This is a genomic window from Paraburkholderia sp. EG286A, assembly GCF_040965375.1.
GTDB lineage: Bacteria > Pseudomonadota > Gammaproteobacteria > Burkholderiales > Burkholderiaceae > Paraburkholderia.
Map to the genome: position 1 here is coordinate 666,193 of NZ_JBFRCB010000003.1, position 16,035 is coordinate 682,227.

Consider the following 16,035-nt stretch of genomic DNA (forward strand, 5'->3'; position numbering starts at 1 on the left):
AAAATTCCGCGGTTAAGTGCATCCCGCGAGGGCGGCCGCGCGGTCTGGCGCAGCCTGAAAACCCTGTTGGGACGCCGCTTAACCGCGGCACATTCAGCTTTTGTAGCCTGCCTCGTCGAGCGTTAGACAGACAATTGAAGCCTTAGTTTAGGCGAGCATGGAGGCCTTGTAAATCATAGACTTCCAGGTTCTTCAGGTAGCGCAGACCCTCGACGGCCGCGCGTGCGCCCGACATCGTCGTGTAGTAGGTGACCTTGTTGGCCTGCGCGCTCATGCGGATCGAACGCGAATCGGCGATCGCCGAGCGGGTTTCGTCGACGGTCGTGAAGACGAGCGAAATCTCGCCGTTCTTGATCATGTCGACGATGTGCGGACGGCCGTCCTTCACCTTGTTCACGACCTTCACCGGCACGCCGGCCGCCTCGATCGCGGCAGCCGTGCCGCGCGTGGCGACGATCGGGTAGCCGAGTTCGTGCAGCATGCGCGCGACTTCGACAGCCTTGGGCTTGTCGGCGTCCATCACGGTGATGAAGACGGTGCCCGACTCCGGCAGGCGCGAGCCCGCTGCGAGCTGCGACTTGAACAGCGCTTCGCCGAAGGTCTTGCCCACGCCCATCACTTCGCCCGTGGAACGCATTTCCGGTCCGAGCACCGGGTCGACGGTCGGGAACTTGACGAACGGGAACACCGCTTCCTTCACGCTGAAGTACGGCGGCACGACTTCCTTCGTCACGCCCTGCTGCGCCAGCTTCTGGCCGACCATGGCGCGCGCCGCGATCTTCGCGAGCGGCAGGCTGGTCGCCTTCGAAACGTACGGCACGGTACGCGAAGCGCGCGGGTTCACTTCCAGCACGTAGATGATGTCCTTCTTCGAACCATCGTCCTGCGGCACCTGCTGGATCGCGAACTGCACGTTCATCAGGCCGACCACGTTCAGCGCCTTGGCCATTGCGGCCGTTTGACGCTTGAGTTCGTTGACCGTTTCCTGCGACAGCGAGTACGGCGGCAGCGAGCAGGCCGAGTCGCCCGAGTGCACGCCCGCTTGCTCGATGTGCTCCATCACGCCGCCGATGAACACGTCCGTGCCATCGGAGATGCAGTCCACGTCGCATTCGATCGCGTCGTTCAGGAAGCGGTCGAGCAGCACCGGCGAGTCGTTCGACACCTTCACGGCCTCGCGCATGTAGCGCTCGAGGTCGCGCGGCTCGTGGACGATTTCCATGGCGCGGCCGCCCAGCACGTACGACGGACGCACGACGAGCGGGTAGCCGATTTCGTCGGCGAGCTTGAGCGCTTCGTCTTCGGCGCGTGCCGTGCGGTTCGGCGGCTGGCGCAGGTTCAGGTCCTGCAGCAGCTTCTGGAAACGCTCGCGGTCTTCGGCGGCGTCGATCATGTCCGGCGACGTGCCGACGATGGGCACGCCGTTCGCCTCGAGGTCGAGCGCGAGCTTCAGCGGCGTCTGGCCGCCGTACTGCACGATCACGCCAAGCGGCTTTTCCAGGTCCACGACTTCGAGCACGTCTTCGAGCGTGAGCGGTTCGAAGTACAGGCGGTCGGACGTGTCGTAGTCGGTCGAAACGGTCTCGGGGTTGCAGTTGACCATGATCGTTTCGTAGCCGTCTTCGCGCATGGCGAGCGCGGCGTGCACGCAGCAGTAGTCGAACTCGATGCCCTGGCCGATCCGGTTCGGGCCGCCGCCCAGCACCATGATCTTCTTGTTGCTGGTCGGGTTGGCCTCGCACTCTTCCTCGTAGGTCGAGTACATGTAGGCGGTCTTCGTGGCGAACTCGGCCGCGCAGGTGTCCACGCGCTTGTAGACCGGGCGCACGTTCAGTTCGATACGGCGCTTGCGCACATCCGTGGCGTTGCTGCCGAGCAGCTTCGCGAGACGGCGATCCGAGAAACCGCTTTGCTTCAGGAAACGCAGCTCGTCCTTCGAGAGGCTTTCGAGCGTGCGGCCCTTGCAGGCCTCTTCCTTCTTGATGATCTCTTCGATCTGCGCCAGGAACCACGGGTCGATCGCGGTTTCTTCGAAGATCTCTTCGCGCGTCATGCCCACGCGGAACGCGTCGCCCACGTACCAGATGCGGTCCGGACCGGCTTCGCCGATCTCGCGGATGATCTCGTCGCGGCTGGTGGTCTTTTCGTCCAGACCGTCCACGCCGACTTCGAGGCCGCGCAGCGCCTTCTGGAACGACTCCTGGAACGTACGGCCGATCGCCATGACTTCGCCCACCGACTTCATCTGCGTGGTGAGGCGCGGGTCGGCTTCGCGGAACTTCTCGAACGCGAAACGCGGAATCTTCGTGACGACGTAGTCGATGGTCGGCTCGAACGAAGCCGGCGTCTGGCCGCCCGTGATTTCGTTCTTGAGCTCGTCGAGCGTGTAGCCCACGGCCAGCTTCGCGGCGACCTTGGCGATCGGGAAGCCCGTGGCCTTCGAGGCCAGCGCCGACGAACGCGACACGCGCGGGTTCATTTCGATCACGATCATGCGGCCCGTCTTCGGGTCGATCGAGAACTGCACGTTCGAGCCGCCCGTATCCACGCCGATCTCGCGCAGCACCGCCAGCGAGGCGTCGCGCAGGATCTGGTATTCCTTGTCCGTGAGCGTTTGCGCCGGCGCGACCGTGATCGAGTCGCCGGTGTGGATGCCCATCGGGTCGAGGTTTTCGATCGAGCAGACGATGATGCAGTTATCCGCCTTGTCGCGGACCACTTCCATCTCGTATTCCTTCCAGCCGAGCAGCGATTCTTCGATCAGCAGTTCGCGCGTGGGCGAGAGGTCGAGACCGCGCTTGCAGATCTCTTCGAACTCTTCACGGTTGTAGGCAATGCCGCCGCCCGAGCCGCCGAGCGTGAACGACGGACGGATCACGACCGGGTAGCCGCCCGTGCCGGTGGCTTCGGCGATCTCGCCTTGCACCTTGAGCGCCTCTTCCATCGAGTGCGCGACGCCCGACTTCGCCGAACCAAGACCGATCTTCGTCATCGCGTCCTTGAACTTCTGGCGGTCTTCGGCCTTGTCGATGGCTTCCGGCGACGCGCCGATCAGCTCGACGTTGTACTTCTTCAGCACGCCGTGGTGGTGCAGGTCGAGCGCGCAGTTCAGCGCGGTCTGGCCGCCCATCGTCGGCAGGATCGCGTCGGGGCGCTCCTTCTCGATGATGCGCTCCACCACTTCCCACGTGATCGGCTCGATGTAGGTGACGTCGGCCGTGTTCGGGTCGGTCATGATCGTCGCCGGGTTGCTGTTGACGAGGATGACCTTGTAGCCTTCTTCACGCAGCGCCTTGCATGCCTGCGCGCCCGAATAGTCGAACTCGCACGCCTGGCCGATGATGATCGGACCCGCGCCGATGATGAGAATGCTCTTGATGTCTGTCCGCTTGGGCATAACGCTCTCGCTAAATATTCCTGTGTCTTGTACGTCTGGCGGCTCGCGGGTGACCCAGCTTGCCGCCCGGGTGCGCGCGTGGGCCGTTCTTCGAACCGGCTCGCTGCGCACCCTGCTCTGCTGTTGTGCTCGAGGCGGCGCTTACGCCGCCTTGGCCTTGTCCATCAGCGCCGTGAAGCGGTCGAACAGATAGCCGATGTCCTGCGGACCCGGCGATGCTTCCGGGTGGCCCTGGAAGCAGAACGCGGGCTTGTCGGTCAACTCGAAGCCTTGCAGCGTGCCGTCGAACAGCGAAACGTGCGTGACGCGCGTGTTCGCGGGCAGCGTCGCGGCGTCCACTGCGAAGCCGTGGTTCTGCGACGTGATGACGACGCGGCCGTCGGCGAGATCCTTCACCGGATGGTTCGCGCCATGGTGGCCCGTCTTCATCTTCATGGTCTTCGCGCCCACGGCGAGACCCATGATCTGGTGGCCGAGGCAGATGCCGAAGGTCGGGATGCCGCGCTCGATGAAAGCTTGCGTCGCCTTGATCGCGTAGTCGCACGGTTCCGGGTCGCCGGGGCCGTTCGAGAGGAACACGCCGTCCGGGTTCAGTGCGAAAGCATCTTCAGCCGTAGCTTGCGCCGGCAGCACCGTGACGTCGCAGCCGCGCTCGGCCAGCATGCGCAGGATGTTCTGCTTCACGCCGTAGTCGAACGCCACGACCTTGTACTTCGGCGCCGATTGCGTGCGGTAGCCTTCGCCCAGACGCCATTCCGTGGTGTTCCACTGGTACGGCTTGCCGGTCGACACGACCTTGGCGAGGTCCATGCCCGCGAGGCCCGGGAACGAGCGCGCGAGTTCGATGGCCTTCGCCTCGTCGTCGGAGCCTGCGAGGATCGCGCCGTTCTGCGCGCCCTTGTCGCGCAGGATACGCGTGAGCTTGCGCGTATCGATGCCGGCGATGGCGACCACGCCTTCGTCCTTCAGATACTGGCCGAGCGTGCGCTCCATGCGGAAGTTCGAGGCGAGCACGGGCAGGTCGCGGATGATCAGACCGGCGGCATGGACTTTCGTGGCTTCGACATCTTCGGCGTTGACGCCGACGTTGCCGATATGCGGATACGTGAGGGTGACGATCTGGCGAGCGTAGCTCGGGTCGGTCAGGATTTCCTGATAACCGGTGATGGCCGTGTTGAACACGACTTCACCGATCGTATGACCCGGCGCGCCGATCGAGTAACCACGAAAGACCGTGCCGTCGGCGAGCGCGAGCAGAGCGGGAGAGAATGACGGCAACACGGGAGACTCCTTGGGGGAGCACCCTGTGCCGACCTGTTATCCGACGTTGCGATCTTGCGACCTGTGGGAGCGGCTGCGGCGTCGGCACCCCTTTCCGTAAGGATCAGGATGCGCGCGCGGCGCGCTCGCTTGCGCGACCTCTTCGTGCGGTCGACCGTTGTGGCGCCGGGCCACGAGCGCGCGTTTGTGACGCAGGATCGGGCGGCAGCCGGCCAGTTGACGATGAAGCGCGGGCGGCGGATGAACGGATGGGAGGAGGTAGGCGCTAGGGTGCGGGTTGATAAGCTCAAACCTTGAAATTATAGCGCGAAAGTCACCTTTCCTTCAAATTTCAGGATGACGCTGGCGACGGGGAGCGTGCTCGCAGCCCGGTGCGCGGCCCTTTCCACTATAGCGGGCGGGAGCGCGGCGGCAAGCGCCGCCCGTTCGGCGCCGCCCGAAGTGTTACCCATCTCCCCGCACACCTGTTACCCATGTCTGCGCTCACACCCACCAATGAAAACGCCGCCACCTGGCGGGGTGACGGCGTCAAACACAACAAAACGGAAAAGTGATCGGAGCGAAATACCATGCGCTGCCCCCGCAACGCATGTTTGAGCACCCTTCGCCAGCCGCTATTTTGTATGGTGTTTCTGCGTGTGGGTTTCGGCCTTCGGGCGGCTCGCCGCACCCTTCGACGCCTTGCTGGGCGCAGCGCTGACCGTCTTTGCCTTGACAGGTTCGGAAACCTTGACAACCTCGGTGCGCGCGCGACCGTGCTTCTTATCGTATCGCGACTTCGACCCGGTGTCTGCAACGCGGGTGCCAATTCGCTGCACGCCAGCACCAGAAACGTTCGTTGCCAGACGCTCCGGCCCGGGTTCGCTCGGCATCGCCTTGTTGACCGGCACGTGCAACACCAGCACCTGGCCCGGCGCAACGTAGTCGCGGCGGGTCTTGTTCCATGCCTTCAACTGGCCGAGCGACACGCCATAGCGGCTCGCCACCGCTTCCATCGACTGCTTGCGGCGCACGCGGATCAGCATCTTGCGCGTGTCGGGCACGTCCGGCTCCATGGCCAGCACGGCGCTTTCCGCCACGTCGGCGCTGATGTCCTCGTCGTCGCCGTCGTCGGTGCGCGGCACCACGAGCGTCGAGCCCGCCTTCAGTCGCATGCCCGCCGGAATCTTGTTCACCGACATCAGCGTGTCGGCGTCCACGCCGATCTTCTGCGCGATCGCCGCCGGCGTGGCGCGCGAGTCGGTCGTGTAGACGGTCCACGACGAAAGCTGGCCGGAATAGGCCTTCAGGTTGCGCTCGAACGCGCTCGCGTTGTCGAACGGCAGCAGGATCTGCGGATCGGTCGCGCCGAGAATCACGGGCTTCTTGAACGACGGGTTGAGCGAGCGGAACTCGTCGGTCGTCATGTTCGCGAGCTTGGCGGCGACGTCCACATCGATGTCGTGCGAGGTCGTGACCGTCACGAAATACGGGTGGTTCGGAATGGACGGCAGCGTGAGCCCGTACTGCTGCGGGTTCATCACGATGTTCTTGACCGCCTGCAGCTTCGGCACGTAGTTACGTGTTTCGCTGGGCATGCGCAGGCTCTGGTAGTCGGTCGGCAGGCCCGCCGCCTCGTTGCGCGCGATGGCGCGCTGCACGTTGCCCTCACCCCAGTTGTAGGCGGCCAGCGCGAGATACCAGTCGCCGAACATGTCGTGCAGGCGCGAGAGATAGTCGAGCGCGGCGCTGGTGGAGGCCAGCACGTCGCGGCGCTCGTCCTGCCACATGTTCTGCTTGAGGTTGTAGGTGCGGCCCGTGCCCGGCACGAACTGCCACATGCCGGCGGCCTTCGCGACCGACAACGCCTGCGGGTTGTAGGCGGACTCGATGAACGGCAGCAGGGCGAGCTCGGTCGGCATGTGACGCGCCTCGAGCTCTTCGACGATGTGATAGAGGTACTTCTGCGAACGCTCGGTCATGCGCGCGACGTAGTCGGGCCGCTGGGCGTACCAGTTGGCGTTCATGTCGACGAGGTCGCTCTGCAGGTCGGGCATCTGGAAGCCGCGGCGAATGCGCGCCCAGAGATCGGCGTCGGGACTCGTCAGCTGATCGACGGAGCCTTGATCGACGTTAATGGTTTCTTTCGCAGCGGAGGTCTTACGAATGAGGTCGGCGTTCGCCTGGGCGTTGGCTGGTGCTAGAGAAGTCGCAGACGGTCCCCCGCTCGCACAGGCGGCGAGCATGAGGACCAGCAGCGCACTGATTATGAATCGCATGAAAATCTACATCCGCATGGCTGGAATTTGCAGCCGATAGTACGGAACGCGTCCGTTTCCGTCAATCGGAATTATTGGAAAAAAAGCCATGAAATCCGCAGCTTGGGCGTGATTCCATACGATTGGGTTGAGCATACCCCCTGACCCTGCTGGGTCAGCGGAACCGATTCTTCCATTCACGCATCATTGCGAAAGCCGCCAGCCGGTCCGGCACCGATTCGTGCAGCGCTTCGGTGAGCGCAGCTTGCACCGCCGCATCGCCCGCGCGCAGGAAAGGATTGACGGCGCGCTCGTGCGCGATCGTCGTGGGCAGCGTCGGTACACCGCGCTCGCGCAGCGCCGCCGCCTCGCGGCTCCAGTCGCGCAGATCGGCGTTCTCGGGATCGCAGGCGAGCGCGAAGCGAATGTTCGACAACGTGTATTCGTGTGCGCAATGCACATGGGTATTGCCGGGCAGCGCCGCGAGCGCGTCGAGCGAGTCGAGCATCTGCGCGGGCGTACCCTCGAAGAGGCGGCCGCAGCCGCAGGCAAAGAGCGTGTCGCCGCAGAACACGTGAGGCGTGCCGGCGGCATGCGCTGCCTGGAAATAAGCAATGTGGCCACGCGTATGGCCAGGCACGTCGATCACCGTCAGGTCGAGCGCGGGTGCATCCAGATGGACGGCGTCGCCGCCCTTCACGCGCGTGACGAACGCATCGAGCGGGCCGAGCGCCTCGCCGGCCGGGCCATATACGGGCACGCGGGCGTCGGCGAGCAGATCCGCCACACCGCCGACATGGTCGTTGTGGTGATGGGTGAGTAAAATAGCGACGAGCCGCCAGCCGCGCTTCGCGAGGTACGCGCGAACCGGAGCGGCGTCGCCCGGATCGACGGCAACGGCATTCTGGCCGTCCGAAACGACCCAGATGTAATTGTCTTCAAACGCCGGAACCGGTACGTACTCGTAGGCGCACGCATCGCTCGAACGCGCGTACTCAAGCGGACTCTTCATGGGGCGACGTATTCTTCGACATGTCTGACCGATTGATTATAGACTGGCCCGCCTGGACCGCCTCACCCGCTGGCAGGTATGTGCTCGGCTGGGAGCAGGAGCAGCTCGACCGCGTGGTGTCGAACGCTTTCGGCTACCATGCGCTGCAGCTCGGCCTGCCGCAGCTCGACGCCCTGCGCGAGAACCGCATGTCGTGCCGCGGCCTCGTGCTCGACGCCGCCAGCGCCGCGAGCGCGCCCTACTCCGTACCCGGCGCGGCGGCCCATGCGCACCCGAACGGCGGGCAACCGTCGCCCGACGCGGGCGGCGCAACCCCAGACCGCGCCCCGGCTGCGGACGGTAGCACGTTGCTTCACGCGCCCGCGGGCCGCAGCACCGTCTGGTGCGACTTTCTCGATCTGCCGTTCGAGGCGCAGAGCGTCGACCTCATCGTGATGCCGCACACGCTCGAATTCACGAGCGACCCGCACCGTCTGCTGCGCGAAGCCGAACGTGTGCTGATGCCCGAAGGGCAACTGCTGATCGTCGGCTTCAACTCGCTTTCGCTGTGGGGTGCGCGCCAGTCAGTCGGCAAGCTGACCGGCCATCCGTTCCTGCCCGCGCGCCAGGACCTGATCGCCTTCACGCGCCTGAAAGACTGGATCAAGCTGCTTGGCTTCGAGCTTGAACGCGGGCGCTTCGGCTGCTATCGTCCGCCGCTCGCGACGGACAAGTGGCTCGGCCGCTACGGCTTCATGGAAGCCGCCGGCGACCGCTGGTGGCCGATTTTCGGCGCTATCTATATGGTGACGGCGATCAAGCGCGTGCGCGGCATGCGCCTCGTCGGCCCACTGAAGGTCAAGAAGCCGGTGCTGGCCGCGAGCCTGAAGCCCGCGGCGACCACGCCTTCCCCAACACGCAACAAGGACTCATGAGCACACCCGACTTCGTCGAAATCTTCACGGACGGCGCCTGCAAGGGCAACCCCGGCCCCGGCGGCTGGGGCGCGCTGCTGCGCTTTGGCGCGCAGGAAAAAGAACTGTTCGGCGGCGAGGCCGGCACGACCAACAACCGCATGGAGCTGATGGGCGTGATTGCCGCGCTCGAAGCGCTCAAGCGCCCGTGCAAGGTGATCGTGCACACCGACTCGCAGTACGTGCAAAAAGGCATCAGCGAGTGGATTCACGGCTGGAAGAAGAAAAACTGGATGACGGCCGCCAAAACGCCGGTCAAGAACGACGACCTCTGGAAGCGCCTCGACTCGCTCGTCGCCCAGCACGAGATCGAGTGGCGCTGGGTGAAGGGTCACGCCGGCCACCCGGAGAACGAGCGCGCCGACGCGCTCGCGAACCGCGGCGTCGCCACGCTCGCCGAACTCTGAGACCGCGGCTTTCCAGGACCGCTTCGCGGCTGCCTCACGCTTTCACGCCTTACAAGACATGCGCCAGATCATTCTCGATACCGAAACCACCGGCCTGAACGCCCGCACGGGCGACCGCATCATCGAAATCGGCTGCGTCGAGCTGGTGAACCGCCGGCTCACGGGCAACAACCTGCACTTCTACGTGAACCCGGAGCGTGACAGCGACCCGGGCGCACTCGCCGTGCACGGCCTCACGACCGAGTTTCTCTCCGACAAGCCGAAGTTCGCCGAAGTCGCGGACGAGATCCTCGACTTCATTCGCGACGCGGACATCATCATCCACAACGCGCCGTTCGACATCGGCTTTCTCGACGCCGAACTCGCGCTGGTCGGCAAGCCGGGGTTCAAGGAGCACTGCGGCGAGGTGATCGACACGCTCGTGCAGGCCAAGCAGATCTTCCCCGGCAAGCGCAACTCGCTCGACGCCCTGTGCGACCGCTTCGGCATCAGCAACGCGCACCGCACGCTGCACGGCGCGCTGCTCGACTCGGAGCTGCTCGCCGAGGTGTATCTCGCGATGACGCGCGGCCAGGAAAGCCTCGTCATCGACATGCTGGGCGAGCACGCCGCGCCCGGTGCGGCCGCCGCGCCGCGCATCCAGCTCGGGTCGATCGATCTGCCGGTGATCATGGCGAGCGACGAAGAAATCGCCGAACACAACGCCGTGCTCGACGGTCTCGACAAGGCGATCAAGGGGACATCGGTTTGGCGCACCGAGCCGGCTCCCGCCGAAGCCAATGCGGCCGATGCGCAAAATGCTTAAAAAGGGCTTTACAAGATCGAAAACACCCTGCATAATCTCAATCTCTTCGGGTGGTTAGCTCAGCGGTAGAGCACTGCCTTCACACGGCAGGGGTCACTGGTTCGATCCCAGTACTACCCACCAGAATTCCTGGTGTTGGTAACGACAGACACCGAAGAATAAAAGGCCTCGTTGCGAAAGCAACGAGGCCTTTTGCTTTGGGTTTCGGCTTTGCACGAAACATCCATTCGGCGCGTTTCACTGTCAGCAATCCGAATCAACCAATAGAACGGGTTTTCTGTTTCGCGACGAAATTGACGACCTGAGTGCGCCCTACTCGCCGCCGGCATCGAGACCGATGCCGCGCGCCATGCCCGTGGCCGCGAACACCATCACGACGAGCAAGAGCGTCTGCCATCTGCCAATAAGTGCGTATTTCGGCGCGCCGGTGAGATCCGGCACGTCGCCGCGCCGCACGGCGAGGCGCCAGCGCAGCAGCGCCATCATGGGGACGATCTCGAGCAGAAGGATCAGCACGAGCGCGGCCATCTTGACGAGAAAGAGCGGTTCGTGGATGTAGTACTCGGCGCCCTTCTCGAAACCACCGAACGCACGCATGGCGCCAGTGACGATCAGGACGACCGCCGAGCCGCCCCAGCCGTTGTCGGCGCTGAAGATCATCGGCAGGTCTTCGGTCGACGTGCAGCGGCGCAGGCCGCGCGTGCGCCGCAGGATCGAAGCGAGCGCGAAGCCGAAGGCGAGCAGATGAACGGCGGCGAGCAACCAGCGTATCAGCATTGCAACTCCTTCCGGTAGACGACAGGAACGGCAAGCAATGGTAAAGCGGCTAGCGCGCGGACGGCGCGCAATGCGGCCGGGCCGCGGGTCGTCAGGCCTGCCTGAGCGCGGCGTCGAGGGCGCGTGCAGCCGTGCGGTCGCCTTCGGAGGCGAGCCCCACGCGAAACACAGTCTGACGGTTGTGGCCTGCCGCAGCGGGCGAATCCCAGAGCAATTCGATCTTTGCGCGGCGCGCAGGCTTGCCCGCAGGCGCCGCAGCAGCGGATGCGGATGCCGGCCGCTGCGCAGCGGGCGCGCCCGGCTCAGGCGTGACCGCAGACTGGCCGGCCCCCAGCGCCGCGGTGGAATCCGCGGAATCCACCGAATTCGCGGCATCCGAAGCAGCAACCGGTTCGGCGACGCCACCCGCGGGCGCAGGATCGTCGGTCTGCGGCGGCGCGGGCAAGAGCGCGGGTCCGGACGCAACGGCCCCGCCCTGCGGCGCGCCGGAGAGCCAGCGCACCGACAGTTCGCGGGCATCGTACTGACCGACCTTGCGGCTCTCCTGCCAGACGACCGTCGTGCGCGTCGCGGCATCGATCGAGACGGCGAAGCGGCCGATCGCGAAGCGCCGCGCCGCGAAGTTGCTGCGCCAGAGCGCGCGCGGCCGGCAGATCCAGACCACGGCCGCATAGAGCGCGGGCGCGGCCACGAGCCAGCCGTTGGTGTCGGCCACGGCGTGGAAGGTGCGCCGCCAGCCGGCGGTCCAGACGAACACGCCGATCGAGCCGATTGCGAACAAGAAGCCGAGCACGCCGAAAAAGCGCAGCGCCTGACGCAGCCACTGGGGCAGCGGGTGAAACGGCCGCTCGACGCGCGCCCTGGCGCCCGGCAGCACGATCAGCAGAAACAGGAAGACGAGATTCAGGCTCGCCGCCGGCGACGACGCCATGCCTTCCAGCGCGGCGACGAAGTTCATTTGCGCCATGGAGTGCAGCCAGCGCGCGAGGATCACGAGCCCGATCGCGCGCAGCGCGAAAAGCGTCCCGGCACCGGGTACGGTGGCCGTGGGCGTCGGTCGGGTTCTGGCCAAGGGTATTCTCCTCTGTCGACCAGAGTCGACGCTTTAGCGTCTTACTCTGGTCCCATGCATAGCTGTTGCCCGGAGTCGACGCTTTAGCGTCTTGCTCCGGTCCCATGCAAAGCTGTCGACCAGAGTTCGCGCTTTGGCACGTCACTCCGGTCCCATGCAAAGCACGCTTTCGTGGGCGCCGCGGATTTTACGGCACGGCCATTATAGGGACATTAAGCGTGCGCCTCACCCGCCGCCGCCGCGAATGTGACAACGCCCCGGTGCATTGCACCGGGGCGTTGGGGAACAGCGGGAAAACCGGGCGCGCCGCAGCGCGTCCGCTTTCAGTACGTACCTTAGCCGGCGTTGACTTCGCGCAGCACGGTGCGATGCTTCTGGCGCAGCAGTTCTTCGTACACGGCCACGTAGTTGCGTGCCATCACCTTCGACGAGAAGCGTGCCTCGAACGCGCCGCGCACCTTCTCGCGCGACAGTGTCGACAGGCGCTTGACCGCCGCGACTGCGCTGATTTCGTCTTCCACGACGAAGCCCGACACGCCGTTCTCGATGACTTCCGGCACCGAGCCGCGCTTGAACGCGATGACCGGCGTACCGCAAGCCATGGCTTCGATCATGACGAGGCCGAAGGGCTCCGGCCAGTCGATCGGGAACACCAGTGCATGTGCATTGCCGAGGAACTCGCGCTTTTCGTGCTCGCCGATTTCGCCGATGTACTCGACATGCGGCAACGCCATCAGCGGCTTGATGACTTCTTCGTAGTAGGCGCGGTCGGCCTTGTCGATCTTGGCGGCGACCTTGAGCTTCATGCCTGCCTGGCCGGCGATGCGGATCGCGCGGTCAAGACCCTTCTCCGGCGAAACGCGGCCGAGGAATGCGAGGTAGCCCGGCTCGACGTTCGGGATCGGCGTGAGCACGTCTTCCGGCAGGCCGTGGTACACGGTCTGCTGCCAGTTGGCCTGCTGCAGCGGAATACGCTGGTTGTCCGAGATCGACACCACCGGCACGTCGTTGAACGCGCTGAACACCGGCTGCAGTTCGGGCAGGTCCAGACGGCCGTGCATGGTCGTGACGAACGGCACCGGCTGGCGCTGGAACAGCGAGAACGGGTAGTAGTCGATGTGGAAGTGCAGCACGTCGAACTCGTCCGCGCGGCGGCGAACTTCTTCGAGCAGCAGCATGTGCGGAGCCATCACGTCGCGAATCGTGGGGTCGAGGCGCAATGCCTGCGGCCAGAACGCTTCGAGCTTTGCCGAGGTGATCGAATCGCCGCTGGCGAACAGCGTGACGTCGTGGCCCTGTTCGACCAGCGCTTCGGTCAGGTAGGAGACCACCCGTTCCGTGCCGCCGTACAGCTTGGGAGGAACCGCCTCGTGCAACGGAGCGATTTGAGCGATTCGCATAGTGGTGAACTCCTTCCTCGTAATAAATCGGGCAATAGACTGCAAATTTGACAATCGACCTATGCAGGCTGCGGCTTCCTTGTCGCCACGCGCCTTACAGGCGTTCCATACCGCTAACCGCGCCGGAAATCCGGACACAGACCCGACGCAGTTGTGAAGCGGCAAGAGAGCGCACACGCGGCGGTTCAGGCGGTAAACGCGCAGGGTTCGCGGCCGTTGACACAGAAGCTGTCAATTTCCCTACGCTGTCCGAGTCGGCATTATCCCGGTCCAGGGTAAATACCGGCTAGATCATTTCAAAGTCTTTACGTTGTTACAAACCGGAAACACTCCGCAACCCATTGTTTTCCAAGAGAGTTCTAGATTGGGTGCTGCGCTGCAGGAAGCAACTGCGCGAGATTGTCGCGGCCCTTGTGCGCATGAATCGATCCTGCCCGTTTCCTGGTTCGCAACCGGCGGACAGCGTGTTGCGAGCAAGCACAGCGCTTTTCCGAATGCAATCCGTAATTCTATCTCTAAAACACCTATCTCTAAAACGGTCCACGATTCCTGTTGAACCTCCACTGCAACAACGTGTCCCCAATCTGTATCCCGCGCTATCGTGTCGCGATATGATGCGCGTCCGCCGGGCACAGGCGGTGCGCGAGACCCATGGGGTGTTTACAATGCGGTAAGTCCGCCTTCGTTGCCGTGCGCCCGAAGCCGTTCGTCGCCTCAGCGCCCGCCATCTTCCTTGAACTTGCACGGACGAAATTCCGTCAGACCGACCACCCGATCAATTGGAACATCTGACCATCGCTCAGCGTAACGCCCACAACGCAAAGCTTGCGAGCTATGCGCGGCACCCGCTCGCGTTCCTTTTCCGCTACATCAAGCGCCATCCGTTCGCCCACACTGTCGTGCTCGCCAGCGTGTTCGCGGCAGTCGGTTGCGCGCTTGCGTCGCAGTACGCCATCAAGCATCTGATCGACGTGCTCGGAGCGGGACGCCATCATCCGGGCCCGCTGTGGACCGCGTTCGCCATCCTCGTCGGCCTGATCGCCGCCGACAACCTGCTCTGGCGGGTCGGCGGCTGGTTCGCGGCGCACACCTTCGTCGCCGTGACGGGCGACCTGCGGCGCGACCTCTTTCAGTATCTGAGCGGACACTCGCCCACTTACTACGCCGAAAAACAGCCCGGCACGCTCGCCAGCCGCATCACGGCGACGTCGAACGCCGTCTACACGGCCGAGAACACCACCGCCTGGAACGTGCTGCCGCCCTGTATCGCCGTGGCCGGCGCGATCGTCATGATCATCGCCGTGAACCCGCTGATGGCGGCGGGCCTCCTGCTCTGCTCGGCGATCCTTTCGGTGATCCTCTTCAAGCTGGCCGGGCGCGGCTCGTCGCGCCACCACACCTTCGCCTCGAAAGCGGCCGCGGTGGATGGCGAGCTGGTCGACGTGATCGGCAACATGGCGCTCGTGCGCGCTTTCGGCATGACGTTCCGCGAGCAGAAGCGCTTCGGTTCGACCGTCAAGGCCGAACTCGACGCGCGCCGCTCGAGCCTGCTCTACCTCGAAAAGCTGCGTCTGCTGCACGCCGTGATCACGGCCATGCTGTCCGCCGGGCTGCTCGGCTGGGCGCTGTGGCTCTGGGATCAGGGCAAGGCGACGTCGGGCGACATCGTGCTGGTCAGCTCGCTCGGCTTCACGATCCTGCACGGCACGCGCGACCTCGCGGTGGCACTCGTGGACGTGACCCAGCACGTGGCACGCCTCGCCGAGGCCGTGCAGACGCTGCTGGAGCCGCACGGCATGCCCGACCGCGACGACGCCAAGGAGCTCGTGGCCCAGGGCGGCCGCGTCGATTTCGAAGGCGTGACCTTCGCGTATCCGCACCGCAAGGCGATCCTCGACCATTTCGACCTGCGCATCGAGGCCGGCCAGCGCGTGGGTCTGATCGGCAAATCGGGCGCGGGCAAGACCACGGTGCTCGCGCTGCTGCAGCACTTCTACGACGCCCAGGGCGGCGCGATCAAGATCGACGGCCAGGACATCGCGCACGTCACCCAGGACAGCCTGCGTCACGCCATCGCGCTCGTGCCGCAGGACATTTCGCTGCTGCACCGCTCGATCTACGAAAACATCGCCTACGGCCGCCCCGAGGCGAGCCGCGACGAAGTGCTCGCCGCGGCCCGCGAGGCCCGCTGCGCCGAATTCATCGAAGCGATGCCCGAGGGCTACGACACGATCGTCGGCGACCGCGGCGTGAAGCTGTCGGGCGGCCAGCGCCAGCGCATCGCGATCGCGCGCGCCATTCTCAAGAATTCGCCGATCCTGCTGCTCGACGAAGCCACCTCGGCGCTCGACAGCGCGTCCGAAGAGGCCATCCAGCAGGCGCTCGACCGGCTGATGGTGGGCCGCACGGTGATCGCGATCGCGCACCGCCTCTCCACGCTCAACAACTTCGACCGCATCATCGTGATGAGTGCGGGCAAGGTGATCGATGACGGCAGTCCGGAAGAGCTGCGCAACCGTCCGGGCCTCTACCGCGACCTCCTCGCCAAGCAGTACGGCAAGCAGTCCACGCTGCATCTGGGCAGCAAGAAGGCCGACGAAAAGCACGTGGCCTGACACCGCCACCGCGCAGGCGGCCGCCTTGCCCGCTGCGTCTCGCCCCGGACGCCCAAACGCAAAAAAGCCGCTTCAGTGC

11 protein-coding genes and 1 tRNA gene are annotated in these 16,035 nt (G+C 64.9%); 5 read left to right on the forward strand and 7 right to left on the reverse strand.

Features of this window, described 5'->3' with window-relative positions:
• Positions 1 to 142: 142 nt before the first annotated feature.
• The 4 genes from carB to gloB all read right to left on the reverse strand — a co-directional run bounded on the left by carB (position 143) and on the right by gloB (position 7,927).
• Positions 143 to 3,397 carry a carbamoyl-phosphate synthase large subunit gene (gene carB, locus AB4Y35_RS15765; protein ID WP_368705017.1) on the reverse strand — a complete coding sequence of 1,085 codons (3,255 nt, stop codon included), beginning with the start codon at positions 3,395 to 3,397 and terminating at the stop codon, positions 143 to 145.
• Between the two features lie 141 nt (positions 3,398 to 3,538).
• On the reverse strand, positions 3,539 to 4,678 hold the full coding sequence (carA, locus tag AB4Y35_RS15770) for a glutamine-hydrolyzing carbamoyl-phosphate synthase small subunit (protein WP_368699171.1): 1,140 nt from the start codon (positions 4,676 to 4,678) through the stop codon (positions 3,539 to 3,541).
• Positions 4,679 to 5,292: 614 nt separating this feature from the next.
• Entirely contained in the window at positions 5,293 to 6,936 is a 1,644-nt protein-coding gene (locus tag AB4Y35_RS15775; RefSeq protein WP_368705018.1) for a transglycosylase SLT domain-containing protein, read from the reverse strand.
• Between the two features lie 154 nt (positions 6,937 to 7,090).
• A complete protein-coding gene (gene gloB, locus AB4Y35_RS15780) occupies positions 7,091 to 7,927 on the reverse strand; it encodes a hydroxyacylglutathione hydrolase (protein WP_368705019.1) in 837 nt (278 codons plus the stop codon).
• A 20-nt stretch (positions 7,928 to 7,947) separates the two neighbouring features.
• On the opposite strand from gloB, the gene AB4Y35_RS15785 reads away from it, so the two are divergent.
• The 4 genes from AB4Y35_RS15785 to AB4Y35_RS15800 all read left to right on the forward strand — a co-directional run bounded on the left by AB4Y35_RS15785 (position 7,948) and on the right by AB4Y35_RS15800 (position 10,215).
• The gene (locus AB4Y35_RS15785; RefSeq protein WP_368705020.1) at positions 7,948 to 8,841 is read left to right on the forward strand and encodes a class I SAM-dependent methyltransferase; all 894 of its coding nucleotides are present in this window, start codon (positions 7,948 to 7,950) and stop codon (positions 8,839 to 8,841) included.
• Entirely contained in the window at positions 8,838 to 9,287 is a 450-nt protein-coding gene (rnhA, locus tag AB4Y35_RS15790; protein WP_324160204.1) for a ribonuclease HI, read from the forward strand. Before AB4Y35_RS15785 ends, rnhA begins: the two co-directional genes overlap by 4 nt.
• Before the next feature lie 58 nt (positions 9,288 to 9,345).
• Positions 9,346 to 10,092: a DNA polymerase III subunit epsilon gene (dnaQ, locus tag AB4Y35_RS15795; protein ID WP_368686593.1), complete on the forward strand. Its 747-nt coding sequence runs from the start codon at positions 9,346 to 9,348 to the stop codon at positions 10,090 to 10,092.
• Between the two features lie 48 nt (positions 10,093 to 10,140).
• Positions 10,141 to 10,215: transfer RNA gene (locus AB4Y35_RS15800), tRNA-Val, on the forward strand.
• 189 nt (positions 10,216 to 10,404) lie between these two features.
• Here the strand turns inward: AB4Y35_RS15800 and AB4Y35_RS15805 are convergent.
• The 3 genes from AB4Y35_RS15805 to AB4Y35_RS15815 all read right to left on the reverse strand — a co-directional run bounded on the left by AB4Y35_RS15805 (position 10,405) and on the right by AB4Y35_RS15815 (position 13,341).
• The gene (locus tag AB4Y35_RS15805) at positions 10,405 to 10,869 is read right to left on the reverse strand and encodes a DUF2214 family protein (RefSeq protein ID WP_368705021.1); all 465 of its coding nucleotides are present in this window, start codon (positions 10,867 to 10,869) and stop codon (positions 10,405 to 10,407) included.
• Positions 10,870 to 10,960: 91 nt separating this feature from the next.
• On the reverse strand, positions 10,961 to 11,941 hold the full coding sequence (locus tag AB4Y35_RS15810; protein WP_368705022.1) for a hypothetical protein: 981 nt from the start codon (positions 11,939 to 11,941) through the stop codon (positions 10,961 to 10,963).
• 335 nt (positions 11,942 to 12,276) lie between these two features.
• Entirely contained in the window at positions 12,277 to 13,341 is a 1,065-nt protein-coding gene (locus AB4Y35_RS15815) for a glycosyltransferase family 4 protein (protein ID WP_368705023.1), read from the reverse strand.
• Between the two features lie 779 nt (positions 13,342 to 14,120).
• Between AB4Y35_RS15815 and AB4Y35_RS15820 the strand changes: the two genes are divergently transcribed.
• Positions 14,121 to 15,956, forward strand: a complete 1,836-nt coding sequence (locus AB4Y35_RS15820; protein ID WP_368705024.1) for an ABC transporter ATP-binding protein — start codon at positions 14,121 to 14,123, stop codon at positions 15,954 to 15,956.
• The last annotated feature ends 79 nt before the right edge of the window (positions 15,957 to 16,035 follow it).